Below are 22379 nucleotides of genomic sequence, written 5' to 3' on the forward strand. Positions count from 1 at the left end.
TCCTTTAATAGAATTATTTCCATTAAAAGAGGTTAATATACTAAAAATTTACAATACCTTTTCATCTTTAAGAACAGTATAGAAAACAACTAAAAACATACAAAAAATCATACCACCAACTCCATTTACGCTTATCCCAATAAATATAGCAGCTAAAACAGCTATAGGATTTAAACCTAAAGAAGTAGACATAATTTTAGGTTCTAAAATTTGCCTTGTAATAAAGACAATAGCATATAGAATTAAAAGACCAATACCAACCAAATAATTTCCGGTGAGTAAGTTATATCCAGCAAGGGGAATATAGACCATTGGCATACCTAGAACAGGAAGTAAGTCCAAAATAGCACACAAAACACTTAAAATTAAAGCATAGTTAATCCTAAAGCTATAGAATCCTATAAAAGTGATTAAAAAAGTAACAAAAATTAGAAACATATATGAAAGAGCATAGGTAAAGAATTTGTGGCGTATTTTACCAATTATACCCAAAAGAGAATTATTCTCAATTGGGAAGCTGGATAAAAGGGATTTAGTATTTGAAGCTGCAAATTTCTTAGTGAATAAAAAGGTAGCTAATAGTGTAAAAATAATAACCATTATTATATAGGGTATATATGAAACTATTGATATAGCTAAAGATACAACGCCAGATCCAATTGAGACACTATAGTTAACAATTTTGCTTAAAGAACCTGTTGCAGTATCTTTAACTGAGTTGATAATAGAAGGATCAATATTTAAATTATAAAAATAATCCTGAACCTCAGTAAACTTATCCATAATATACGAAGAATTATCAGTTAAATAGTGTTGTACATTTTTAGTTAAGTTTATGAGTTGATTAGCTAAAGCCCCCACAGAAATTATAATAAAAATAATAACAGTGGATAAAAATAATATAGTTGTAATTAAAGATGCAAACCAATCTTTAATCTTAAAATTTTTAATTAAGTATCTAGTAGGCCGTCTTAAAATTAATGCAAATAATGAAGCAAGAACAAACGGAATTGTATAGGGTAGAGTTTTAAAGAATATTAAGAAAATTAGTGTATAGCATATAAAAAATATTCCTAACTTACTTATCTTTTCTTCAAATTCTTTCATAGGATAACCTCCTTTGCAATGGAATCAAGAGATTCTAAAACATAATTTATTTCATTTACATTGTTAAATATACCAAGACTAAATCTAACAGTACCAGATGGAAAGGTTCCCATTGATTTATGAGCTAGAGGAGCACAATGCAAACCTGTTCTGGTCATAATGCCATAATTTTTATCAAGAATATAAGACAATTCAGATGTATCTTTGGATTTCATATTAATTGATACAGTAGGTGTGGAACTAAGTGAGTTTTTGGTTCCGTATATAATTAAATTACTTATTTTATCAAGTTCGCTAAGAAAATATTTAAATAAGTTTTTTTCTTTAACTAAAAGATTGTTATATTCTTCTGTTTTCAAGTAGTTAAGTGCAGAATTTAAACCTACAATTCCAGGTGTATTAAGTGTACCAATCTCAAATTTATCAGGTAAAAAACTTGGTTGGAGCAAATCAGAGGAATTACTTCCTGTCCCACCAGAAAAGATAGGAGAAGCAATTTCATTCAATTTATCATTAATTATAAATCCACCTATTCCTTGAGGCCCTAAAAGACTTTTATGTCCAGTAAATGCGATAGCATCAGAATTTAAGTCGTTAAAATTTACAGGAATATGGCCAGCACTTTGAGCTGAATCAACAATGAAATAAATACCTTTCTCTAAACATATTTTACCAATAATATCCAAAGGTTGTATAGTACCAAATACATTTGATGCATGTGATAGAACAACAAGTTTTGTATTATTATTTATTTTATCAATAAAATCTTGTAAAATAATTTTACCTGAAGAATCACATTTGGCTATGTCAAGCTCAATTACTCCCTTGGCTTTTAATGTATTAAGCGGACGTAAGACTGAATTATGATCCATTTCAGAAGTTATTACATGCCAACCAGGCTTAACAATTGAGTGGATTAAGGTATTTAAAGCATAAGTTATATTAGGTGTAAAAACTACATTCTCTGCTTTATCAAAACCGAAAAAATTAGCAATAGAGTCTCTGCATTCATAAACACTTCTAGTCCCAGTAAGAGCTGAATTATAAGCACCTCTTCCAGGATTTGAAGCTAAAGAATTTATAATATTAAACATAGATTCAGAAACTATGCTTGGTTTAGGAAAGGATGTAGCTGCATTATCTAAATAAATATTCATAAAAACTCCTTAAAAATAAAAGTGAAATAAAAATATATTATCTTAATTACTAATTATAACAGAAAGTTAAATAATATAGACAGACATTAAAATTATATACACTATTTAGAAATAATATAAAGGTGAAAATAAATTTTCAAGAAAAAAAGAGGAAGTGTTATAATATAAGTTTAGGAGGGAATACATATGAATAGATATTGTTTAGTGGTATTTAAAAATACGATAGGAGCCATAAAAGGAGAGCAAAAATTAAAAGAAGATAATTTGGATATTGAGGTTATGCCAACCCCATCAGTAATAACAGGCAGTTGTGGTATATGTATAAGATTTAATGAGAATATATTGATTAATGTTAAAGAGAGTATAGAAAATAACCAGTTAGAGATTAATGGATTATATATAAAGAATGAAGAAGGATTTTCTAGATTATAAAAGGGAGGATGAGAGAAATGTATGTATTTCAATCATTATTCTCCATAGATGCGGAGAAAAAAACATTAGATATTGGTGGGAAAATTGTTAATATTCAGTTCTTATTCAATATAGCCTGGGGAATTGTAAAAATATTAGTGATACTAATCTTAATGTTCCTAGCTGTAAGAATAGGAAATTATATCATTGAGAAATTTGTCCATAAGCAGATAAAGAGTGAAATTAGATTTACAATGGATGAAAAGAAGGCAAATACTGTTGGAGAAGTACTAAAAAGTGTTCTTAGATATTCAGTGTATTTTATTGGCGGAATAGGGATATTTGCAAATTTATTTTCAGGTGTTTCCTTAACTTTTGCATCAATTGGCGGGGTTGCACTAGGCTTTGGTACCCAAAGCTTAGTAAAAGATATAATAAATGGATTCTTTGTATTATTCGAAGATCAGTATGCAGTGGGGGATTATATATCCATTGGTGATAATTCAGGTATTGTTGAGAGTATAGGAATCAGAATGACTCAACTTAAGGATTTTAATGGTGATATGCACTATATTCCTAATGGAACCATTTCTCAGGTAACAAATCATTCTAGAGGAGATATGAGTGTTATTGTAGATGTAGAGATTGCATATAAGGAGAATATTGACATAGCCATTGAAGTAATTAATAATGCCTGTGAGAAAGTAGCTGTTGAAAAAGAGCATATAATTGAAAAGCCTAAAGTAATAGGGGTACAGTCCTTAGGAGTATCAGCAGTAGTAATAAGAGTACTAGGAAAAACAGAGCCAATGTATCAATGGGCACTAGAAAGAGAATTAAGAAAAGAAATTAAACTTACAATGGAAAGAGAAGGAATAGAGAGGCCACAAGGAAAGGTAGAAGTTATAAAAAGTAAAGAATAAGATATAAATATGGGGGGAAGTAGAAATGCAAGAATTTAATTTGGGTGACGTAGTATTAATGAAAAAACAGCATCCTTGCGGAAGCTCAGAATGGGAAGTAATACGATTAGGTGCAGATATTAAAATAAAATGTTTAGGTTGTGGAAGATTAGTTATGCTTCCAAGAAGTAAGTTTCAAAAAGGAATAAAAAAAATAGTATCTTCTAATACAAACAAAGAAGAAATTTTATAAAATATGTTGAAATTATAAGAGCAAAGTGATATACTGTAAAATTGTAAGTCCCTGCTATGCATTAGCATGGCCAATAGTCCGGAGGGAGGTGAAAAGAATGAGAAAGTATGAAACTATATTCGTAATTCATCCATCATTCGAAGAGGAGGCTGTTAAAGCTACAATCGAGAAGTTTAAGGGTGTTATCGAAAATGGTGGAGGAACTGTTGACAATGTAGATTTCTGGGGTAAGAGAAAGCTTGCTTACGAAATAAACAAAATCAACGAAGGTTTCTACACTTTAGTTAACTTCAGTGCTAACCCAGAATTACCAAGCGAGTTAGACAGAATATTCAGAATTACAGACGGAATCGTAAGACACATAATAGTTAAGGAAGAAAAATAAGGTGGTGTTTTTGAATGAATAAAGTAATTCTTACAGGCAGACTTACTAAAGATCCTGAGTTGAAATTTACTCCAGGAAATGGTACTGCAGTGACCACTGTAACCCTAGCAGTTGATAAGTATAATGCTTCAACTGGTCAAAGGGAAGCTGATTTTATCTCAGTTACAATCTGGGGTAAACAAGCAGAAGCTACTGCTAACTATATGAATAAAGGCGGTCAAATGGCTGTCAGCGGTAGAATCCAAACTAGGTCTTATGATGCTAAGGATGGAACTAAGAGATATGTTACAGAAGTTGTAGCAGATCCTGTTGGAGGCGTTGAATTCCTAGGAGGAAGAGGAAATGCTTCTGGCAACAAAAACAATGGTTTCAACAATGGTTCTGAATATGCTGCACCATCAAATGACAATTTTGGTGGTGGAATGAGCTTCGAAGAGGATATGACGCCAGTTGATGACGGAGATATCCCATTCTAGAATTTAGGTAAGGAGGGAAAGAAATGAGCAGAGAAGTAAGAAAAGGCGGCAAAATGAGAAGACCAAAAAGAAAAGTTTGCGCTTTTTGTGTTGATAAAGCTGAGTCTATTGATTACAAAGATATAAATAAGCTAAGAAAATATGTTACTGAAAGAGGTAAGATTTTACCAAGAAGAATTTCTGGAACATGTGCTAAGCATCAAAGACAGCTAACAGATGCTGTTAAGAGAGCTAGAAACATAGCTTTATTACCTTTTACTACAGAGTAAAAATTATAAAACCCCATTTGGGGTTTTATTTTTTTTATTATTGCAATATAAAAATTGATTAAATACTCAAATATTAGTAGAATGGTGGAAAATACTTAGTTGAAATAATATCCAAAAAAAACTAAAATAAATATACAGGATATTGAGATGAGAGGGGGAGAGGTTGTTGAGGAAGGATGAATTTAACATAATGGGGGATATTAAACTCATTGAGGAATTAAAAGCTCAATTAATATGTGTTATAGGGGAGTTTTTTCAATTACTAACAAGAGGAAGTAATGTAGCCAAAGATGCTGTATTAGAATGCATATCTTCGGCAATGATTATATTATATCTATTAGGGGAAAAATTAGGATATTCATATTTACAAATAGATGAAAATACTAAAGAAAAAATTAGAATAGGAATTGTTGACGAAGATAATCAGGAGAATTATGGTGATGCACTAAGGAAATTACATCATCATTTAAAAGAGAGAAGAGACTAGTAATTTATGAACTAAAGATAAATGGAGGGAATATGAACAAGATTTCTACAAAAGCAATAGTAGAAGCAGGTATAATGGCTACTGTGACATTCATATTAATGACTATAAGTACATTTGTGCCAGGAACTTCTCTACTTATAACTTGTATATTACCTATACCAGTTATACTTATATACTTAAGAAATAGTTTAAAAGTAGCAGTATTATCACTTTTGGTTTCTGGAATTTTAATAAGCTTATTTAATAATATTATTTTAATGTCAGGGACAATGATAATTACAGCGTTAACATCCTTGAGTCTTGGATATTGTATAAAACATAAGCAAAGCTTTGTAAAGGCATTTGGTTTATTAACAATAGCGAGTTTACTAGGGAATATAGTAGATATATTTTTATATATAAAGGTTTTTTTAGGCAGTACAGTAAGTGAGCAAATAAATCTAATGATAGAATCTGCAAAGAGTAGTTCAGAAAGTGTTGCAAAATTAACTGGAAGTGCTTCAAGTATTGACTTTGATACTTTAATATATATGTTGCCTGCAGGATTAGTTCTATCAATGCTTCTTTCTTCTTTACTAACATATATAATATGCATGAAGGTAATAAGAAGATTTAATTATAAAATGGAACCAATAAGGAATTTTTCTAATTGGTACATTGATATAAAAGTTATTGTGGTTATGATGATAATATCAACTATAGGTTATCTGATGAAATTAGGTAATATTACAATTGCAAAATATGTTATTCTTTCATCTTCAGCTATATTGCAAATTACTATGGCAATCATAGGAGGAGCAGTAATTAGTTATTTTTTAAAAACAAAGTACAAGTTGAAAAGTAATACTAGGGCAATAATTATCATATTTTTATTTATATCTTTTATGAATCAATTCTTGTTTATTATTGGATTAGTTGATAGTATAGTTGACTTAAGAAAAATTGGAATTGTATCCTTTAATAAGGCTCTTAAAAGTAAAAAATAATACCTCAATAATAGCCCTAAGGAGGCTCGTATGAATAATAAAAGTAAAAATTATAATATAGTTTTTACATTAGTAATTATACTAATATCAATAGTGGCATATGTAAGAAATATAATAGACTTGCTGCTAGGTATTACAATAATGGCTTTAATAGTAGCAGCATATAATTTTAGGAAGAGACTTCAGACACAAGAAAGATTTGAGAATAATGTGAATAATATGGCTACCTATTTATCAAATGAAATGGAAGAAAACTTAAAGAATATGTTATATTCTATAGCAATAATTAATAATAAGGGCAGCATATTATGGAGCAATAAAAAATTTAAGGATGAAATTGATCTTGAAGAATTAAAAGATAATAATATAGTAGGATTATTTAGAGATCTTTCGTTAGAAAAAATTATAAAAAGTAATATAAAAAACTCGCAAAAAGTAAAGTTTAGAGATATAATATATGAAGTTTATAGTCAAAAAATAGAGTTTTTTCAAAAGCAAGAAGCATATTTACTTTATTTCAATGATATTACTTATTTAGAAAATGGATCAGCAACTAAAGACAGTATAATGTTAATAGAAGTAGACAATATGAGTGATGCAGCAAAGTCAATGGAGGAGAATAATGCTCCACTACTTATTGCAGAGGTCGAGAGAACTATAAACAATTATGCAATAAGTCAGAATGCTATGATAAGAAAATATGATTCTAATAAGTATGTATTATGTATACCTGACAGATTAGTAGAGGAACAGATAAAGAAAAAATTTGACATATTAGACATCATAAGAGATATTGATATGGGAAATAAAATGGATGTGACGCTATCAATAGGAATAGGTATGGGAGGAAGGTCCCCTCAAGAGAATCATGATTATGCAGTTACAGCAAAGGAGCTTGCCTTAGGTAGAGGCGGAGATCAGGCAGTTGTAAAATGGCCAGATAAACAAGCCTTTTTTGGTGGTAATACTAAGGAATTGGAAAAGAGAACTAGAGTAAGAGCTAGAGTTGTAGCAAGAGCACTTAAGGATTTAGTTTATGAAAGTTCAAAAGTATATATAATGGGACACAAGAACCCAGACATGGATTGCTTTGGAGCAGCATTTGGATTATCTTCAGCAATTAATCAAATAGGTAAACAGTGTAAGATAATATTAGGTAAAGATAATAGAAATATTGATTTTTACTTAAAAGAGGTTAAGAAAGACTTTTCATATGACGATTTATTTATTAATGTAGAAGATGCTCTAAGTGAAATTAAAGAAACAGATTTAGTAATTGTAGTGGATGTTCATAACATTAATTATATTCAAACAAGTAGTATATTAAATAAATGTAAAAGAATTGTTATAATAGATCATCATAGGAGAAGTCCTGATATGATAGAGGGTGCATTACTTAATTATATTGAGGTATATGCATCATCAACTTCAGAATTGGTTACAGAGGTTGTACAGTATATGCTAGATAAACCGAAACTTAAAGTAATAGAAGCAGAAGCTTTGCTAGCAGGAATTTTTATAGATACTAAAAACTTTATATTCAAAACTGGAGTAAGAACTTTTGATGCTGCATCTTTTTTGAGAAGAATAGGTGCAGACACAATACACATAAAGAAACTCTTCTCTGATGATTTAGAAAGCTATATAATAAAAGCTCAAACTATTAAGTCAGCAGAAGTAGAAAATAATGTAGCTATTGCCATATGTCCGCCAGAAGCAACAGAAGTTGTATTAGCTGCACAAGTAGCGGATGATCTACTAAATATTACAGGTATTCAAGCGTCCTTTGTGTTTGTTAGAATAGAAGAGGATATTTATATAAGTGCAAGATCACTAGGAGATATGAATGTTCAAGTTATTCTAGAAACCTTAGGGGGTGGAGGTCATATGACTATGGCTGGTGCAAAACTTAGCAATACAAATATAAAAGCCGCTAAAGAGAAACTTAAAGCAGCTATATCAAACTACTTAAGGGAAGGTGAATAACATGAAAGTAATATTACTAGAAGATGTAAAGAAGGTTGGAAAAAAAGGTGATGTTGTTGAGATGTCAGATGGATATGCTAGGAACTTTTTATTTCCTAGAAAATTAGCACAAGAAGCTAATGATAATAACCTACATATCCTAAATAATAAAAAAGAAAATGAAAGAAAAAAGAAATTAGCTGAAATAGAAGCAGCTCAAAAGTTAGCAGCTGAACTTAAAGATAAAGAAATAACTGTAAAAGCAAAAACAGGTGAGCAAGGAAGATTATTTGGAGCAATAACAAGCAAAGATGTATCCGAACTTATTAAGACTCAATATAAAGTTGAGATAGATAAGAAAAAGATAGTTATGGATACTATTAAGCTTGCAGGAGTATATAACATTGAACTAAAGTTGTACCCTGAAGTAACAGCTAAGATGAAGGTTGTTATTGTCTCTGAAACTTAAGGAGGACTATATATTGAGGACAAGAAACCAAGCAAATGTATTAGAAGAATTAATGAGCAATGAACTTTCTTTAGAGTCTCAAGTTAATGTATTATTTGATATATTAAAAAATGTTTTAGATGAGGGAGCTATTAGAGCAAGAACAGTAAAGTATAAACTTCAAAAACAGATTAAATCAGAATCAATATATGAAAGAGTTTATGCATTAAATAAAATTGCATCTGATGGAAAAGGTGTGAAGGTAGTTCCAACATCAGAAAATGTAAATGAAGCAATGGAAGATACTTTTAATTGGGTTTCTGATGAATTAGCAAAAAGATTTATTCAAAATAGAATAGAATCACAAGTTGAGCAAGTTTTAGTAGAAAAACAAGATAAGTATATAGATGAAATGAGATTAGGCATTATAAGGAAACAAAAGGGTCCTGAAAATGCAAAGACATTAAAAAAATATGCTAAGTTAGAAGTTTTAGATGCGAGAAAAGCAAATAAAAATATAATGAGCTTACTTAGACCAGCAGATTTTTCAGAAATTGTTGGTCAAGAAAGAGCCATAAAATCGTTATTATCAAAGATGGCATCACCATATCCACAACACATAATTCTTTATGGACCACCGGGAGTAGGTAAAACTACAGCAGCAAGAATTGCATTGGAAGCTGCAAAGAAGATGAATTTTACTCCATTTGATGAAGGATCTAAGTTTGTTGAGGTAGATGGAACCACATTGAGATGGGACCCTAGAGAAATAACTAACCCATTATTGGGTTCAGTACATGATCCTATATATCAAGGTAGCAAAAAAGATTTAGCTGAAATAGGTGTTCCTGAACCAAAGCCAGGTTTAGTAACTGAAGCACATGGTGGAGTTCTCTTTATTGATGAAATAGGAGAGTTGGATGACATACTTCAAAATAAATTATTAAAGGTATTAGAAGATAAAAGAGTTGAATTCTCATCATCATACTATGATCCAGATGATGAAAATACGCCTAAGTATATTAAGTATCTTTTTGATAATGGTGCTCCAGCAGATTTTGTACTTATAGGAGCTACTACTAGAGAACCAAGTGAAATTAATCCTGCATTAAGATCAAGATGTACAGAGGTTTATTTTGAACCACTAGGAGCAAAGGATATAGAGAAAATTATTGAAAATGCAGCAGAAAAGTTAGGTGTAGTATTAGAAGAGGAAATTCCAGAATTGATAAGCAGATATACTATAGAAGGTAGAAAAGCTGTTAATATATTAGCAGATGCTTATGGATATGCTCTTTATAATAAAAAGGACAATCTTCCAGAAAAAATAACTATAACATTGAAAGATGTTGAAGAAGTTCTTGCTATAGGAAGATTTATTCCATATGAAAGAGTGGACAAGGGTAATGCATATGAAATTGGACATATTTACGGATTAGGAGTATCAGGATTTTTAGGATCAACTCTAGAAATTGAGGCGTCAGTATATGAGGCTAAAGAAAAAGGAGCTGGAACAATAAGATTTAATGAGACTGCAGGATCAATGGCAAAAGATTCAGTTTTCAATGCTGCTTCAGTAATTAGAAAAATAACTAATAAAGATATTAAAGACTATGATATTCATGTTAATGTTATTGGTGGAGGAAATATAGATGGTCCTTCAGCCGGGGTTGCAATTACACTAAGTATAATTAGTGCATTAGAAGAAAAACCACTAAGACAAGATGTAGCTGTGACTGGTGAAATATCATTAAGAGGAAAAGCAAAACCAGTAGGTGGAATTTTTGAAAAAATATATGGTGCTAGAAGAAAAGGAATAAAACTTGTTTTAGTTCCTAAGGACAATGAAAAAGAAATTCCAGTAGGTTTAAAGGATATAGAAGTGAAAGCTATTGAATCAATTGAAGAAGCAATTGAAGTCCTATTTAATTAATATGCAAAGTTATTAAAAATTTTAAGAAAAAAAGAGGCATTGCCTCTTTTTTTTAGTATAATAGTAACGTAATAAAAATTAAGTATTGATTATTAGAAAAAATATTATAATTATATATATTCACAGAGTAATTTAGGAGGTGATTTTTATGGAAAATACTCTTATGAAGAGTTTGCCTCAAAGTATTGAAGCGGAGCAATCAGTAATAGGATCTATGATTATAGATAAAACAGCTATTGCACAAGCTGCAGAAGCTTTAAAAGAAGAGGATTTTTATAGAGACTCCCACAAGGTTATATTTAGAAGTATTGTAGATATGTTTCAAAGAGATATGGCAGTAGATCTAATAACCTTGTTAGAGTATCTGAAGTCTACAGGAAAACTTGAAAATGCAGGGGGAGCTACTTACGTTACAGAAGTAAGTGGATCTGTTCCAACAACTGCAAACTTAGGGGCTTACATAAAAATAGTTTCTGAGAAATCAACATTAAGAAGATTAATAAGAGCATCCACAGAGATAATAGAATCCAGTTATAATGAGCAAGGGGAAGTAGAAAAGGTTCTAGATAAAGCAGAGAAAAGAATCTTTGATATAGGAGAAAAGAGAAACACATCTGAGTATGAAGCACTTAGTGATGTATTAGAAAGAAGCTTTGAACAGATTGAAAGATTGTTCAATAATAAGGGTGATATAACAGGAGTAGGTTCCGGGTTTAATGATTTAGATGCCAAAACTTCGGGTTTCCAAAAGGGCGATATGGTGCTTATTGCAGCAAGACCATCAATGGGAAAGACAACTTTTGCATTAAATATAACTGAGCATGCTGCCTTAAGAGAAGGAAAAAGTGTTGTGGTCTTTTCACTGGAAATGTCTAAAGAACAACTTGCATATAAGTTATTATGTTCAGAGGCTAATGTAGATATGTTAGCGTTAAGGACAGGTAATCTTGAGGATAAGGATTGGGATAATATTGCAAGAGCAGCAGGGCCGTTATCAAAGGCAAGAATATATATTGACGACACTGCAGGTCTATCAGTTATGGAAATGAGAAGTAAGTGCAGAAGAATTAAGATGGAGCACGGAATAGATTTAATCATGATTGACTACTTGCAACTTATGTCAGGATCAGGGGAAAGTAGACAACAAGAAGTTTCAGAAATATCTAGAAGTATTAAAGCCTTAGCTAAGGAAATGGAATGCCCTGTTATAGCACTATCACAGTTATCTCGTGCGCCAGAACAAAGAGCTGACCATAGACCTATGCTTTCAGACTTAAGAGAATCAGGTTCAATTGAACAAGATGCCGATTTAGTTATGTTCTTATATAGAGATGAGTACTATAATAAAGAGACAGAAGAAAAGAATGTAGGAGAATGTATCATAGCTAAGCAGAGAAACGGTCCAGTAGGAACAGTAAAATTGGCTTGGCTTGGACAATACAGTAAATTTGGAAATTTAGATTCAGTACATAAAGAATAGAAAGAGGTGAGATATATGGATCCCAGTGGGTATAGTAGTAAGAATTTAAATAAAAAACTAAATATTAATTCAGGAGGATTCATATATAGCAATCTATAATGCTTCCTCCTGAAAATGGAGGTAGCTAAAATGAACAAAAGCTTAAACACTAATGAATTAAAAGAAAGACTTATGAACTTAGCAGGAAATGAGTTCTTGGAACTTATTGAGGATATTCATCCAGCAGATATTTTAGATGTAATTAGAGAGTCAGAAGAAGAAAAGGCTTATTTAATTAAAAAACTTCCACATTGGTTATTAGCAGATGTAATAGAAGAAATGGAAGAGGAAGAGAAAGAAGAATTCCTTAATCTATTTACTGATATTGAACAAGGAAATATAGTCAATGAGATGAGTTCAGATGAAATAGCAGACTTACTTTTAAGTGTTGAACCAGATAAGGCTAATAAATTACTTGAAGCGCTAGACAAGGAAGATCAAGAAGAGGTCAAGGAGCTACTAACTTATAATGAGGACACAGCGGGTGGACTTATGGCAACAGAATTTATTGCCATAAAAGAAAATATGACAGTAGCAGAGACATTAACTTATCTTCAAACAGCTGGAATTGATGCTGAAACAGTATACTATTTATATGTTTTAGATGAAAAAGAAAGCTTAAGAGGAATATTATCCCTTAGAGAACTTGTTGTTTCATCATTTGATATAATAATAAGGGATATAATGCATGAAAATGTAAAGAGTATTCCAGCTTTTATGGATCAGGAAGATGTAGCAGTAATATTTGAAAAATATGGATTCCAGGCAATGCCAGTTGTTGGAGATGAAGGAGATATGCTTGGAGTAATAACTCTAGATGACATTATTGAAGTTGTTAGAGATGAGGACAACGAGGATATATACCGTCTTGGAGGACTTAATGAAGGCGAAGTAATAGATGGAAGAGCTAGAGAATCAGTTAAGAGCAGATTACCCTGGTTATTCGTTAACTTAATTACAGCAATCTTAGCAGGAGCAACAGTTAATATATTTAATGGAACAATAGATAGAGTAGTAATATTGGCAAGCTTTATGCCTATTGTGGCAGGTATGGGTGGAAACGCAGGAACTCAAAGCTTAACTCTTATAGTAAGGGGAATAGCATTAGGGGAACTTACAGGTGAAAATGCTAGAAGAGTATTTTTAAAAGAAGCATTAACTGGAGTAATAAATGGAGCAGCTATTGGTGTTGCAGTAAGTATGCTTGGTATACTATGGTCAGGTAACCCCATTTTTGGATTAGTAGTTGGTACAGCAATGATACTTAACATGGCATTAGCAACAATAGTTGGGTATGCAGTACCTGTAGTACTTAAAAAAGTAGGCGTGGATCCAGCATTAGCATCTGCTGTATTTGTAACAACTTTTACTGATGTATGTGGTTTCTTTTTCTTTTTAGGATTAGCTACATTATTCATAAGCAAATTAACTTAAGAATAAGTTTTTTTAAAGAGATATCAAGTTTACTTTTGATATCTCTTTTTGTTTATATACATTTTTTTATACTTAAAGCTAATTCCCCATCTTCAACATTTAGACTAAGCGTGTCAATGTCTATATTAGGTATGTAGAAAATTCTTCTTACTTCACTTGATGCATTAGAGGAAGCAATATTAAGAGCAGTATTAGTAATGTTTAGATTTTTTATACTTATAATTAAAAAAAAGTGTTCGTAACCTATGGTTATGTTTTCCTCTGACAGCTCTGGAATATCAGCATAGATAATTATTTCATTATCTAGTTCTAATATGCATGGTTTGAAAAATGAATTATTTGTCTTTATTATATTATTGTTATCTAAAAAAGTTTTATCCCAAATATATTCAAAAAACTCTTTTGAGTTTAATGAAATTGGAGACTTTATAATAGGTAGATTCATAATAAAAACCTCCCTTCTAAAGTTCTATACATATTTTATGTAAAAATAGTCCAACCTATACTATTAGATTTTTGGGACAGTATATAAAACTTAAGAAGAGAGAATAATATTAACAATCCTATATAAAATAAATTATAAAAATATGTATTAAAATTTGTTGACAGTATAGTAAAACTATTATATACTTAACTCAAGGATAGTGATAATCATTATCAATAGTTAAGGAACCAACAATTATTCTTGACTTTACATTAGCAACACACATTAATATAACAAAGTAAGACTCCTCTTAATATTTACTTTTGTTCTAAAAACCTAGGTCATGGGCAGACCTAGGTTTTTTACCATTTTTAATCCAGTCTATGAAATTATCTATAAGTATATAATATCTGATTGAGCAAAAAATAATAAAGAATATAACTTAAGGAGTGGTAGAAATGGGAAAAAACAAAAGTCCAGATTCTCAAGGACAAATTGCAGAAAATCAAAAGGTATTGGATAAAACTCATGAATCATCTAGCTCAACTACTGGATTTAACTTTACTGGAAATACAGGTCGACAACCAAGCTCTTTTAAAACTAAGAAAAAAAATTAAAGATAAAAAAATAAAGCAATTAATTAATTGCTTTATTTTTTTACTCTGAAGACTTTTTGACTATATTCTAGCAACCCCAGTTTTAATAGCTGCATTTCTTACAGCTTCAGCCACCTTATTTTGAACATCTCTATTAAAAGATTTTGGTATAATATAATCTTCAGTTAATTCTTCACTAGAAATTGAATTAGCAATAGCATAAGCTGCAGCTATTTTCATTTCTTCATTTATTTCCTTAGCTCTAACATCTAAAGCACCCCTAAATATTCCAGGAAAAGCTAAAACATTGTTTACTTGGTTTGGAAAATCAGAACGACCAGTTCCAATTACTTTTACACCTGCATTTTTAGCATCTTCAGGGAAAATTTCAGGAACAGGATTTGCCATAGCAAAAACAATAGAATCTTTATTCATCTTTTTTACCATTTCAGGTTTTAATATTCCTGGTGCAGAAACACCAATAAATACATCAGCATTTACTAAGGCATCATCTAATGATCCTTTCATCTTTGAGGAATTAGTAATTTTAGCTAAGGCTTTTTTTGCATCATCTACTTCTTCTATACCATCATAAAGAATCCCAACTTTGTCGCAAACTATCATATCTTTAACGCCCATAGAAAGTAATAATTTAGCAATAGCAGTTCCAGCAGAACCAGCCCCATTTACTACTACTTTTATTTTATCAATATCTTTATTTACAAGTTTTAATGCATTAATGATACCTGAAAGCACAACAATAGCTGTACCGTGCTGATCATCATGAAAAACAGGAATATCGAGTCTTTCTTTAAGTTTGCTTTCTATTTCAAAACATCTTGGAGCAGATATATCTTCAAGATTTATGCCTCCTAAGGAAGGAGATATTCTAACAACTGTTTCAACAATTTCTTCAACGTTCTTGGTATCTAAAACAATAGGAAAAGCATCTACGTCTCCAAATTCTTTAAACAGAACACTTTTCCCTTCCATAACAGGAAGAGAGGCTAATGGTCCAATATCACCTAATCCTAATACAGCAGTACCATCTGAGATTACTGCAACTGTGTTCCATTTACGAGTATATAAATATGCTTTTTCAGGGTCCTTATGTATTTCTTTACAAGGTTCAGCAACTCCTGGAGTGTAAGCTAAGCTTAAATCCATAGAATCTTTAACTTCAACTCTAGAAATTACTTCTATCTTACCTTTTTTCTTTTCATGGAATTTTAGTGATTCTTGATATATATCCATTAAAACACCTCACGATTAATTTTAGTTATAGGGCTTTAAGTTCAACTAATAACTATTAGCTATTAAGTTTCCTATAAAGAACCCTATGAATGACTTATCTATAATTATAATCAAATATACGAAAATTATAAAATACAATGAAAGCAAATTAAGGTGATTATGCTAAGTATTTCAAAGATATTTGATACATAATGGAAAAATACACGAATTTTTAAAAAACTTTATAAATAAATATTCGCTAATTTATTGACCTTATTAACTTACTTTGGTAGTATTGTATAGGGGATAAAGTTTAATTACTTATAAAAATCCACCAATAAAAATAAGTGAATTTATAAGCAATAAACACTCAAAATATTTAATAACAAGCTAATTTTAATTAGCATATTTGAGGAGGAAATAATATGTCAGCATTTGTTGTATTAGGAGCTCAATGGGGAGACGAAGGAAAAGGTAAAATGACAGATTACCTTGCAGAAGAAGCAGATGTAGTAGTTAGATTCCAAGGTGGAAACAACGCAGGACATACAGTAGTCGTTGGAGATAAAGAATATAAGCTTCATTTAATCCCTTCTGGAATATTATATGATGATAAATTAAATGTAATTGCTAATGGAGTTGTTGTTGATCCAGTTGCATTATTTGAAGAAATAGATTACTTAGAAGGTTTAGGAGTTAAGGTAACACCAGAAAAGCTAGCAATTAGTGATAGAGCGCATTTAATAATGCCATATCATAAAGTTTTAGATAAACTTAAGGAAAAGGCTAGAGGAAAGAATGATATAGGAACAACTGGTAAGGGTATTGGACCATGCTATACTGATAAATATGAGAGAAGCGGGATTAGAATATGTGATCTTCTTCACGAAGATGTATTTAAAGAAAAATTAGCTGAAAACTTAAACCTTAAGAACCCATATATTACTAAAGTTTTAGGTGGAGAAGAATTATCATTTGATGAAATATATAATTTATACTCAAAATTAGCTGAAAGATTAAGACCATTCGTTCAAGATACTTCAGTTAGAGTATATGATGAAATTAAAAAAGACAAGAATGTTCTTTTTGAAGGAGCTCAAGGAATGCTTCTTGATATAGACCATGGAACTTATCCATATGTTACTTCATCAAATACGACTTCATGCGGAGTTGCAAGTGGAGTAGGAATTGGACCTAATATGATCCAAAATGCTTTAGGAATTGCAAAAGCATATACTACAAGAGTAGGTAAGGGGCCATTCCCAACAGAATTAGAAAATGAGACTGGTGAATGGATAAGACAAAAAGGTCATGAATATGGCGTTACTACTGGAAGATCTAGAAGATGTGGATGGTTAGATTTAGTTATATTAAAAACTACTGTTAGAGTATGTGGATTAACATCTCTTGTAGTTACTAAAATAGATACTCTTGCAGGACTAGATAAGATTAAGATGTGTGTAGGATATAAATTTGAGGATAAGGTAATAGATTATTTCCCAGCATCCCTTGAAGATTTAGCAAAATGTGAGCCAGTTTATGAAGAATTTGATGGTTGGGATGAAAGTATAGAAGAAGCAAGAAGCTATGATGAACTACCTGAAAATGCAAAGGTATATCTAAGAAGAATAGAAGAAATTACTGGTGTAAAAATTGATATAGTATCAGTTGGACCAAAGAGAGATCAAACTATAAGAGTAAAATAAGTTTTAATAACAAAAAAGAGGGTATACCCTCTTTTTTTATTGTAATTCAATATTACGACTGCTCCAAACAATTTTAAGTATAGAGTATACTGGGACCACAAGAAATGCACCAGCGATTCCAAATATAGTGGCTGCAGCTATTACTAAGAATATATCAGTAAGAGGGTGTATATTCATTGCCTTTGACATAACTAAAGGAACAATAAATCTACCTTTAATAGTTTGTGCTATCATAAAAACCAGTGTAAGTTTTATCACCATTGGAAGCCCCATAGTTAAAGCAATTATGTATGGAATAATCATGGATATAAAAAATCCTAAAAAAGGTATGAAGGCGAGTATAAAGGTTAGTAGTGATAAAAATAATTTCCCAGGAAAACCTATAGCTAAATAACCTAAAAAAACTGAAAGAGCAAGAAAAAAAGCAACAGTTGCTTGCCCGGTTATGTATTTAGAGAGAACAGTATCCCCTTCTTCAATAATATAATTTGCTCTTTTATGTTTTCTTACAAAAGGTAAAGATAACAGGTACTTTTTAAATTTTGTGTCGCCATTTAATAGATGATAAACGATTAATAAAACTAAAATAACATTAGAAAAAAGATTCCATCCGAAGTCAAATAAAGCACTTAGTATAGAAATTATTCTAGAAATATAATTTTGTCCTTGGCTCATAAAATAATCTTTAATAGAATTAAAATCAACGTAATTTGAAAGTTGATCTTTAATATAATTGAAGCTTCCGTCTTTATATTGAGTAATTAATAAAGAAACTCTATAAATAAAATAATCTTTTTGCTCAACAAGATTCGAAATAATTATAAAGAAAAAGGTGTATAAAAGTAAGGATGAAATTATTATTGATAAATAAACTGATAATTTTAATGCGAGTCCTTTTTTAACGAATAATTTTTTTAAGGGATTTATAAGGTAATATAGGAATAAAGCAATAACAATAGGTAATATAATTACCTTAGAGGCTTTTTTTATAAAAGTTAATAAAATAGTCGTTCTTGATAATAATAATATAAAGATTAAAAATAGATTTAATATTAGTAAATTATATAGCAAACTTTTCTTTTTCATAATAATCTCCTTAACATTTTTATTATGGTTATTTTTACTCAAAAAGAGAAAATTATGTTCTGAAAATTTAACAGAATTAAATCCGACTAAAACACTTGACTTTGTTTTAACATAATAATATAATTTCTTTGTTGGGAACAGCAACGAATCTATTTAAGCGAGGGTGGTAAGGATGATAACAAAGGAAATGACAATCGGAGAAGTAGTTAGAACTAATCCTGAAAAGGCAGAAGTATTAATGAGCTTTGGTATGGGATGTGTTGGATGCCCATCAGCTCAATCAGAAACATTAGAAGAAGCTGCTATCGTACACGGATTAAATTTGACAGAATTAATGACTGCATTAAATAAATAATTTTTTACTTAAAAGAGTAGGAAAGGGTTGTAGAAAGTATGAATAATGACTTTTACAACCCTTTAAATTTTTGAGTTTTATATATTAAGTGATAGAATATATTGTATAAGTATTTATTGTGGAGGTAAGAGATGGGGAAGAGTTTTGAATATATATATCCAATAAATTATTACAATCTAGATGTAGGACTAAAATGTAAAATAACTTCTATCTTCGATTTTTTGTGTGATATAGGAATGCAGCAATCTGAAAGATTGGAAGTCGGGGTAGATAAATTACTAGAGAAGAATTTAACCTGGGTGTTTTATAAATATAATCTTAAAGTATACAGGTATCCAGGTTTTGGTGAGAATATTAAGATAAAAACTATTCCAACAGGGTTTAAAAAATTCTATGCATATAGAGAATATTTTTTATATGATGAGGAAGATAATTTAATAGCTGAGGGTATGAGTTTATTTTTTTTAATAGACATTAATAGAAGGAGACCATCTAGAATTCCAAAAGATCTTTATGAGGCTTATGGTTGTAATGGTGATATAGATGAGGCTATTCCTATGAACGAGCCTGATAAGCTTGAGGAGGCTCAATACGCGAAAGAATTTTATGTTAGATATAGCGATATAGATTCAAATAAACATGTTAATAACACCAGATATGTTGAATGGGCGTTAGAAGTTGTTCCTCAAGAAATAATTACTAACTACTCATTAGAAGATATTAACATAGTATTTATAAAGGAAATTACTTATGGACATATGGTAAGAACTATGTGTGCGACTGAAGAGCAAGAAGGAAATAAGATTAAAATTGTACACTTAATTAAAGATGATGAAGGAAATGATATAACATCCTTAACAAGTATATGGAAGAAGATATAGTGAAATAACCCTGAGGCATTATGCCTCAGGGTTATTTACTTTATGAATAGAGTTTATTGCTTTATGAGAGGAACTCCAAGCCCATTGAAGATTATATCCTCCACAGTCTCCATGAACATCTAAAATCTCACCTATAAAATATAATCCTGGTACTAATTTAGACTCCAAGGAGTCCTCATTAACATCACGAGTATCTACACCACCTATAGTTACCTGTGCATTATTGAATCCATTTGTTCCAATACATTTAAATTTCCATTCCTTCATTAGAGAAATAAGTTTGGATTTTTCCTGCCATGATAATTCCCAAGCCGGCTTATGAAAGTTATCAACAGAAGCTTCTTTAAGTAAAGTAGGAATTAGTTTTTTGTTAACAATTCCTATAAGTGCATCAGAAACTTTTCTGTGTGAAAAAATACTTAAATGACCTTGTAGAAAATTATCCACATCTTCATGAGAAACTTCAGGATTCATGTCAACTAAGATATCAACAGTTTTACCTTCATAAATAGCTCTAGAAGCTAATGCAGACAGCTGTAGAATAGGTGGACCTGATATTCCATAGTCAGTAAACAATAACTCTCCTAATTCCTTTCTATGAACTTCTCCATCTATTGCAATAGAAGCTAAGCCGTCAAATTTAATTCCTGATAAGGCTTTTAAATAAGGATAATCTAATTTAAGCTGAACTATTCCAGGTAAAGGGGTAATTATTTTATGACCAAGATCTCTAGATAAGGAATACCCAGAACCATCAGAACCAGTTTTTTCAGCTGATTTTCCTCCACAGGCTAGAATTAATTTTCCACAGGAGAAAGAGCTGAATTCCTCATTACTTGTGGATAAAATAAAACTTTTATTCTTGTGGATAGATTTTACCTTACAAGAATTATAAACAGGAATACTACGATCTTCTAAAGCAAGTCTTAAAATATCAACAACTGAAGAGGCTTGCAAAGATTTTGGGTATAGCTTTCCGTTTTCTAGTTCTACTATAGGAAGGCCTAAAAAAGAAAAATAATCTATAGTCTCATTCACAGAAAAGTCTTCTAATGCAGCTGTAGAAAATTTTTCATTTGAACTGTGAAATCCCTTGAAAGGAGAAATTATTGTTGAGTTAGAGATATTACAACGTCCATTTCCAGTTGTCAAAATTTTTCTTCCAACTCTATCTCCAGCTTCTATAATTGCAACGTCTATTCCTAAGTCTTTTGCATAAATAGCTGCAAGTAAACCAGAAGCACCACCACCAACTATTAATAATTCATGATGTATCATATCAAACTCTCCTTTTAACATTTTAATTAATTAGAATAAATAAATTGTATCATTATTGAAATAATATAACTAGGGGAGAAAAGTGAAGCTACAAAGAAAAAGGTGTATAATTGATTTATATAGTAGATTTTATCTATAGGCAATAAAAGGAGGTAGAGAAAATGAACGCTACTGAATTATTGAATTTTAAAAATTGGGTTGTAGTGGGGGATGTTACAAATGAGAGTAAATATGCCGCCAAAATACTAAAAAAATTAAAATCAAGAGGTTTTAATGTTGAAGGAGTACATCCTAAAGGAGAAGGAATCTATAAAACCCTAAAAGAAGTTCCATATAAAATTGATGTTATAGACTTATGTATAAATCCTATTAGCGGAATAAAATTTATTGAAGAAGCAAAAACTTTAAACATAAAATATATTTTAATTCAACCAGGAGCAGAAAGTAGACCAATATTAGATTACTGCAAAGAAAATGACATAGTAGCTATTGAAGGATGCGCACTAATTGCTCTGGGGTAGTGAAAGGAGATCTATATATGGATGACAATAAGAATAGAATTAGAGACAGAGAAAAATCAAATGCAGAGCTTAGAAAAATGTTTCCAAAAGGTGGAGAAGATGTTGGAATTATAGATGGTGAAAAGATAGGTCATCATGCAAACTCTAAAAATCATAAAGATAGGTAAGTTAATACAAATAGTTGTGATTATTTGAAAGACTATCTTGTAAAAGATGGTCTTTTCTTGTAAAATATAACTTAAATAATCTATAAATAAGAGTAAAATTAGGTAGGTTATTAAAAAAAATAAAAAAAGTGTTGACACTATTATTAAATTTCGGTATTATATTCTTTGTCGGGTTGCTCCGAGAGTAATCACTTAAGAAGGTTGTTGTTATTCATGGCTCCTTGGTCAAGCGGTTAAGACACCACCCTTTCACGGTGGTAACAGGGGTTCGATTCCCCTAGGAGTCACCATTTTATCCCATGATTTATTATATGGGCGCATAGCTCAGCTGGGAGAGCACCTGCCTTACAAGCAGGGGGTTACAGGTTCGATCCCTGTTGTGCCCACCATAAAATCAATA

25 protein-coding genes and 2 tRNA genes are annotated in these 22379 nt (G+C 30.7%); 21 read left to right on the forward strand and 6 right to left on the reverse strand.

Annotation, left to right across the window (positions count from 1 at the left end; genetic code table 11):
- Window positions 1-48: 48 nt before the first annotated feature.
- Together ytvI and JK634_RS01580 are read right to left on the reverse strand one after the other, a co-directional pair.
- Window positions 49-1107, reverse strand: coding sequence for a sporulation integral membrane protein YtvI (ytvI, locus tag JK634_RS01575; RefSeq protein WP_202765882.1), 1059 nt, complete (start codon window positions 1105-1107; stop codon window positions 49-51).
- Window positions 1104-2264 (reverse strand): aminotransferase class V-fold PLP-dependent enzyme, encoded by a 1161-nt coding sequence (locus JK634_RS01580; RefSeq protein WP_202765883.1) that lies wholly within the window; start codon window positions 2262-2264, stop codon window positions 1104-1106. The genes ytvI and JK634_RS01580 overlap by 4 nt, the downstream gene beginning before the upstream one ends.
- 186 nt (window positions 2265-2450) lie before the next feature.
- Between JK634_RS01580 and JK634_RS01585 the strand changes: the two genes are divergently transcribed.
- The 13 genes from JK634_RS01585 (at window position 2451) to mgtE (ending at window position 13732) form a co-directional block, all read left to right on the forward strand.
- The gene (locus JK634_RS01585; RefSeq protein ID WP_202765884.1) at window positions 2451-2696 is read left to right on the forward strand and encodes a putative Se/S carrier protein; all 246 of its coding nucleotides are present in this window, start codon (window positions 2451-2453) and stop codon (window positions 2694-2696) included.
- A gap of 17 nt (window positions 2697-2713) precedes the next feature.
- Complete coding sequence (locus JK634_RS01590; RefSeq protein WP_202765885.1) at window positions 2714-3598, forward strand: mechanosensitive ion channel family protein; 885 nt, start codon at window positions 2714-2716, stop codon at window positions 3596-3598.
- A gap of 25 nt (window positions 3599-3623) precedes the next feature.
- Entirely contained in the window at window positions 3624-3830 is a 207-nt protein-coding gene (locus tag JK634_RS01595) for a DUF951 domain-containing protein (protein WP_202765886.1), read from the forward strand.
- Window positions 3831-3927: 97 nt separating this feature from the next.
- Window positions 3928-4215, forward strand: coding sequence for a 30S ribosomal protein S6 (gene rpsF / locus JK634_RS01600; RefSeq protein ID WP_202765887.1), 288 nt, complete (start codon window positions 3928-3930; stop codon window positions 4213-4215).
- A gap of 14 nt (window positions 4216-4229) precedes the next feature.
- A complete protein-coding gene (locus tag JK634_RS01605) occupies window positions 4230-4691 on the forward strand; it encodes a single-stranded DNA-binding protein (protein WP_202765888.1) in 462 nt (153 codons plus the stop codon).
- A gap of 23 nt (window positions 4692-4714) precedes the next feature.
- Window positions 4715-4960, forward strand: a complete 246-nt coding sequence (gene rpsR / locus JK634_RS01610) for a 30S ribosomal protein S18 (protein WP_202765889.1) — start codon at window positions 4715-4717, stop codon at window positions 4958-4960.
- A gap of 166 nt (window positions 4961-5126) precedes the next feature.
- Window positions 5127-5447 carry a MazG-like family protein gene (locus JK634_RS01615; RefSeq protein WP_202765890.1) on the forward strand — a complete coding sequence of 107 codons (321 nt, stop codon included), beginning with the start codon at window positions 5127-5129 and terminating at the stop codon, window positions 5445-5447.
- 32 nt (window positions 5448-5479) lie between these two features.
- Window positions 5480-6433, forward strand: coding sequence for a DUF2232 domain-containing protein (locus JK634_RS01620; protein WP_202765891.1), 954 nt, complete (start codon window positions 5480-5482; stop codon window positions 6431-6433).
- 30 nt (window positions 6434-6463) lie between these two features.
- A complete protein-coding gene (locus JK634_RS01625; RefSeq protein ID WP_202765892.1) occupies window positions 6464-8419 on the forward strand; it encodes a DHH family phosphoesterase in 1956 nt (651 codons plus the stop codon).
- A 1-nt stretch (window position 8420) separates the two neighbouring features.
- Complete coding sequence (gene rplI, locus JK634_RS01630; protein WP_202765893.1) at window positions 8421-8867, forward strand: 50S ribosomal protein L9; 447 nt, start codon at window positions 8421-8423, stop codon at window positions 8865-8867.
- A gap of 52 nt (window positions 8868-8919) precedes the next feature.
- The gene (gene lonC, locus JK634_RS01635) at window positions 8920-10779 is read left to right on the forward strand and encodes a Lon family ATP-dependent protease (RefSeq protein WP_202765992.1); all 1860 of its coding nucleotides are present in this window, start codon (window positions 8920-8922) and stop codon (window positions 10777-10779) included.
- A gap of 148 nt (window positions 10780-10927) precedes the next feature.
- Window positions 10928-12259 carry a replicative DNA helicase gene (locus JK634_RS01640; protein WP_202765894.1) on the forward strand — a complete coding sequence of 444 codons (1332 nt, stop codon included), beginning with the start codon at window positions 10928-10930 and terminating at the stop codon, window positions 12257-12259.
- A gap of 129 nt (window positions 12260-12388) precedes the next feature.
- Window positions 12389-13732, forward strand: a complete 1344-nt coding sequence (mgtE, locus tag JK634_RS01645) for a magnesium transporter (protein ID WP_202765895.1) — start codon at window positions 12389-12391, stop codon at window positions 13730-13732.
- A 52-nt stretch (window positions 13733-13784) separates the two neighbouring features.
- On the opposite strand, the gene JK634_RS01650 is transcribed toward mgtE, so the two are convergent.
- Window positions 13785-14177, reverse strand: a complete 393-nt coding sequence (locus tag JK634_RS01650) for an alpha-crystallin domain-containing protein (RefSeq protein WP_202765896.1) — start codon at window positions 14175-14177, stop codon at window positions 13785-13787.
- A 437-nt stretch (window positions 14178-14614) separates the two neighbouring features.
- Here JK634_RS01650 and JK634_RS01655 point away from each other — a divergent pair, with 437 nt between their 5' ends.
- Window positions 14615-14773, forward strand: a complete 159-nt coding sequence (locus tag JK634_RS01655; RefSeq protein ID WP_202765897.1) for a hypothetical protein — start codon at window positions 14615-14617, stop codon at window positions 14771-14773.
- Window positions 14774-14833: 60 nt separating this feature from the next.
- Here the strand turns inward: JK634_RS01655 and JK634_RS01660 are convergent, their stop codons facing one another.
- Window positions 14834-16006: an NAD(P)-dependent malic enzyme gene (locus JK634_RS01660; RefSeq protein ID WP_202765898.1), complete on the reverse strand. Its 1173-nt coding sequence runs from the start codon at window positions 16004-16006 to the stop codon at window positions 14834-14836.
- Between the two features lie 404 nt (window positions 16007-16410).
- Between JK634_RS01660 and JK634_RS01665 the strand changes: the two genes are divergently transcribed.
- Window positions 16411-17691: an adenylosuccinate synthase gene (locus tag JK634_RS01665; protein ID WP_202765899.1), complete on the forward strand. Its 1281-nt coding sequence runs from the start codon at window positions 16411-16413 to the stop codon at window positions 17689-17691.
- Window positions 17692-17727: 36 nt separating this feature from the next.
- Here the strand turns inward: JK634_RS01665 and JK634_RS01670 are convergent, their stop codons facing one another.
- Window positions 17728-18777 carry an AI-2E family transporter gene (locus tag JK634_RS01670; protein WP_202765900.1) on the reverse strand — a complete coding sequence of 350 codons (1050 nt, stop codon included), beginning with the start codon at window positions 18775-18777 and terminating at the stop codon, window positions 17728-17730.
- Between the two features lie 172 nt (window positions 18778-18949).
- Here JK634_RS01670 and JK634_RS01675 point away from each other — a divergent pair, with 172 nt between their 5' ends.
- Together JK634_RS01675 and JK634_RS01680 are read left to right on the forward strand one after the other, a co-directional pair.
- The gene (locus JK634_RS01675) at window positions 18950-19132 is read left to right on the forward strand and encodes a DUF1858 domain-containing protein (protein WP_202765901.1); all 183 of its coding nucleotides are present in this window, start codon (window positions 18950-18952) and stop codon (window positions 19130-19132) included.
- Window positions 19133-19263: 131 nt separating this feature from the next.
- Window positions 19264-20013 carry an acyl-[acyl-carrier-protein] thioesterase gene (locus tag JK634_RS01680; protein WP_202765902.1) on the forward strand — a complete coding sequence of 250 codons (750 nt, stop codon included), beginning with the start codon at window positions 19264-19266 and terminating at the stop codon, window positions 20011-20013.
- 18 nt (window positions 20014-20031) lie between these two features.
- Here JK634_RS01680 and JK634_RS01685 read toward each other — a convergent pair whose 3' ends face one another.
- On the reverse strand, window positions 20032-21291 hold the full coding sequence (locus JK634_RS01685) for a BaiN/RdsA family NAD(P)/FAD-dependent oxidoreductase (protein WP_202765903.1): 1260 nt from the start codon (window positions 21289-21291) through the stop codon (window positions 20032-20034).
- A gap of 161 nt (window positions 21292-21452) precedes the next feature.
- Between JK634_RS01685 and JK634_RS01690 the strand changes: the two genes are divergently transcribed.
- The 4 genes from JK634_RS01690 to JK634_RS01705 all read left to right on the forward strand — a co-directional run bounded on the left by JK634_RS01690 (window position 21453) and on the right by JK634_RS01705 (window position 22368).
- Window positions 21453-21812 (forward strand): CoA-binding protein, encoded by a 360-nt coding sequence (locus JK634_RS01690; protein WP_202765904.1) that lies wholly within the window; start codon window positions 21453-21455, stop codon window positions 21810-21812.
- Window positions 21813-21829: 17 nt separating this feature from the next.
- The gene (locus JK634_RS01695) at window positions 21830-21979 is read left to right on the forward strand and encodes a hypothetical protein (RefSeq protein ID WP_202765905.1); all 150 of its coding nucleotides are present in this window, start codon (window positions 21830-21832) and stop codon (window positions 21977-21979) included.
- Window positions 21980-22194: 215 nt separating this feature from the next.
- Window positions 22195-22269, forward strand: a tRNA-Glu gene (locus JK634_RS01700).
- A 23-nt stretch (window positions 22270-22292) separates the two neighbouring features.
- A tRNA-Val gene (locus JK634_RS01705) sits at window positions 22293-22368 on the forward strand.
- Window positions 22369-22379: the final 11 nt, after the last annotated feature.

The organism is Clostridium paridis (assembly GCF_016765615.1).
In the GTDB taxonomy this organism is placed as follows: domain Bacteria; phylum Bacillota; class Clostridia; order Clostridiales; family Clostridiaceae; genus Clostridium_T; species Clostridium_T paridis.

Excerpts from the sequence above, each read along its gene's own strand:
- rplI (WP_202765893.1), top strand. The coding sequence starts at position 8,421 with ATGAAAGTAATATTACTAGAAGATGTAAAGAAGGTTGGAAAAAAAGGT.
- rpsR (WP_202765889.1), top strand. The coding sequence starts at position 4,715 with ATGAGCAGAGAAGTAAGAAAAGGCGGCAAAATGAGAAGACCAAAAAGA.
- ytvI (WP_202765882.1), bottom strand. The coding sequence starts at position 1,107 with ATGAAAGAATTTGAAGAAAAGATAAGTAAGTTAGGAATATTTTTTATA.
- JK634_RS01625 (WP_202765892.1), top strand. The coding sequence starts at position 6,464 with ATGAATAATAAAAGTAAAAATTATAATATAGTTTTTACATTAGTAATT.
- JK634_RS01585 (WP_202765884.1), top strand. The coding sequence starts at position 2,451 with ATGAATAGATATTGTTTAGTGGTATTTAAAAATACGATAGGAGCCATA.
- JK634_RS01655 (WP_202765897.1), top strand. The coding sequence starts at position 14,615 with ATGGGAAAAAACAAAAGTCCAGATTCTCAAGGACAAATTGCAGAAAAT.
- JK634_RS01590 (WP_202765885.1), top strand. The coding sequence starts at position 2,714 with ATGTATGTATTTCAATCATTATTCTCCATAGATGCGGAGAAAAAAACA.
- JK634_RS01690 (WP_202765904.1), top strand. The coding sequence starts at position 21,453 with ATGAACGCTACTGAATTATTGAATTTTAAAAATTGGGTTGTAGTGGGG.
- JK634_RS01595 (WP_202765886.1), top strand. The coding sequence starts at position 3,624 with ATGCAAGAATTTAATTTGGGTGACGTAGTATTAATGAAAAAACAGCAT.
- JK634_RS01670 (WP_202765900.1), bottom strand. The coding sequence starts at position 18,777 with ATGAAAAAGAAAAGTTTGCTATATAATTTACTAATATTAAATCTATTT.
- JK634_RS01685 (WP_202765903.1), bottom strand. The coding sequence starts at position 21,291 with ATGATACATCATGAATTATTAATAGTTGGTGGTGGTGCTTCTGGTTTA.
- JK634_RS01695 (WP_202765905.1), top strand. The coding sequence starts at position 21,830 with ATGGATGACAATAAGAATAGAATTAGAGACAGAGAAAAATCAAATGCA.
- JK634_RS01665 (WP_202765899.1), top strand. The coding sequence starts at position 16,411 with ATGTCAGCATTTGTTGTATTAGGAGCTCAATGGGGAGACGAAGGAAAA.
- JK634_RS01620 (WP_202765891.1), top strand. The coding sequence starts at position 5,480 with ATGAACAAGATTTCTACAAAAGCAATAGTAGAAGCAGGTATAATGGCT.
- mgtE (WP_202765895.1), top strand. The coding sequence starts at position 12,389 with ATGAACAAAAGCTTAAACACTAATGAATTAAAAGAAAGACTTATGAAC.
- JK634_RS01680 (WP_202765902.1), top strand. The coding sequence starts at position 19,264 with ATGGGGAAGAGTTTTGAATATATATATCCAATAAATTATTACAATCTA.
- JK634_RS01650 (WP_202765896.1), bottom strand. The coding sequence starts at position 14,177 with ATGAATCTACCTATTATAAAGTCTCCAATTTCATTAAACTCAAAAGAG.
- JK634_RS01660 (WP_202765898.1), bottom strand. The coding sequence starts at position 16,006 with ATGGATATATATCAAGAATCACTAAAATTCCATGAAAAGAAAAAAGGT.
- JK634_RS01675 (WP_202765901.1), top strand. The coding sequence starts at position 18,950 with ATGATAACAAAGGAAATGACAATCGGAGAAGTAGTTAGAACTAATCCT.
- JK634_RS01580 (WP_202765883.1), bottom strand. The coding sequence starts at position 2,264 with ATGAATATTTATTTAGATAATGCAGCTACATCCTTTCCTAAACCAAGC.
- JK634_RS01605 (WP_202765888.1), top strand. The coding sequence starts at position 4,230 with ATGAATAAAGTAATTCTTACAGGCAGACTTACTAAAGATCCTGAGTTG.
- rpsF (WP_202765887.1), top strand. The coding sequence starts at position 3,928 with ATGAGAAAGTATGAAACTATATTCGTAATTCATCCATCATTCGAAGAG.
- lonC (WP_202765992.1), top strand. The coding sequence starts at position 8,920 with ATGAGCAATGAACTTTCTTTAGAGTCTCAAGTTAATGTATTATTTGAT.
- JK634_RS01640 (WP_202765894.1), top strand. The coding sequence starts at position 10,928 with ATGGAAAATACTCTTATGAAGAGTTTGCCTCAAAGTATTGAAGCGGAG.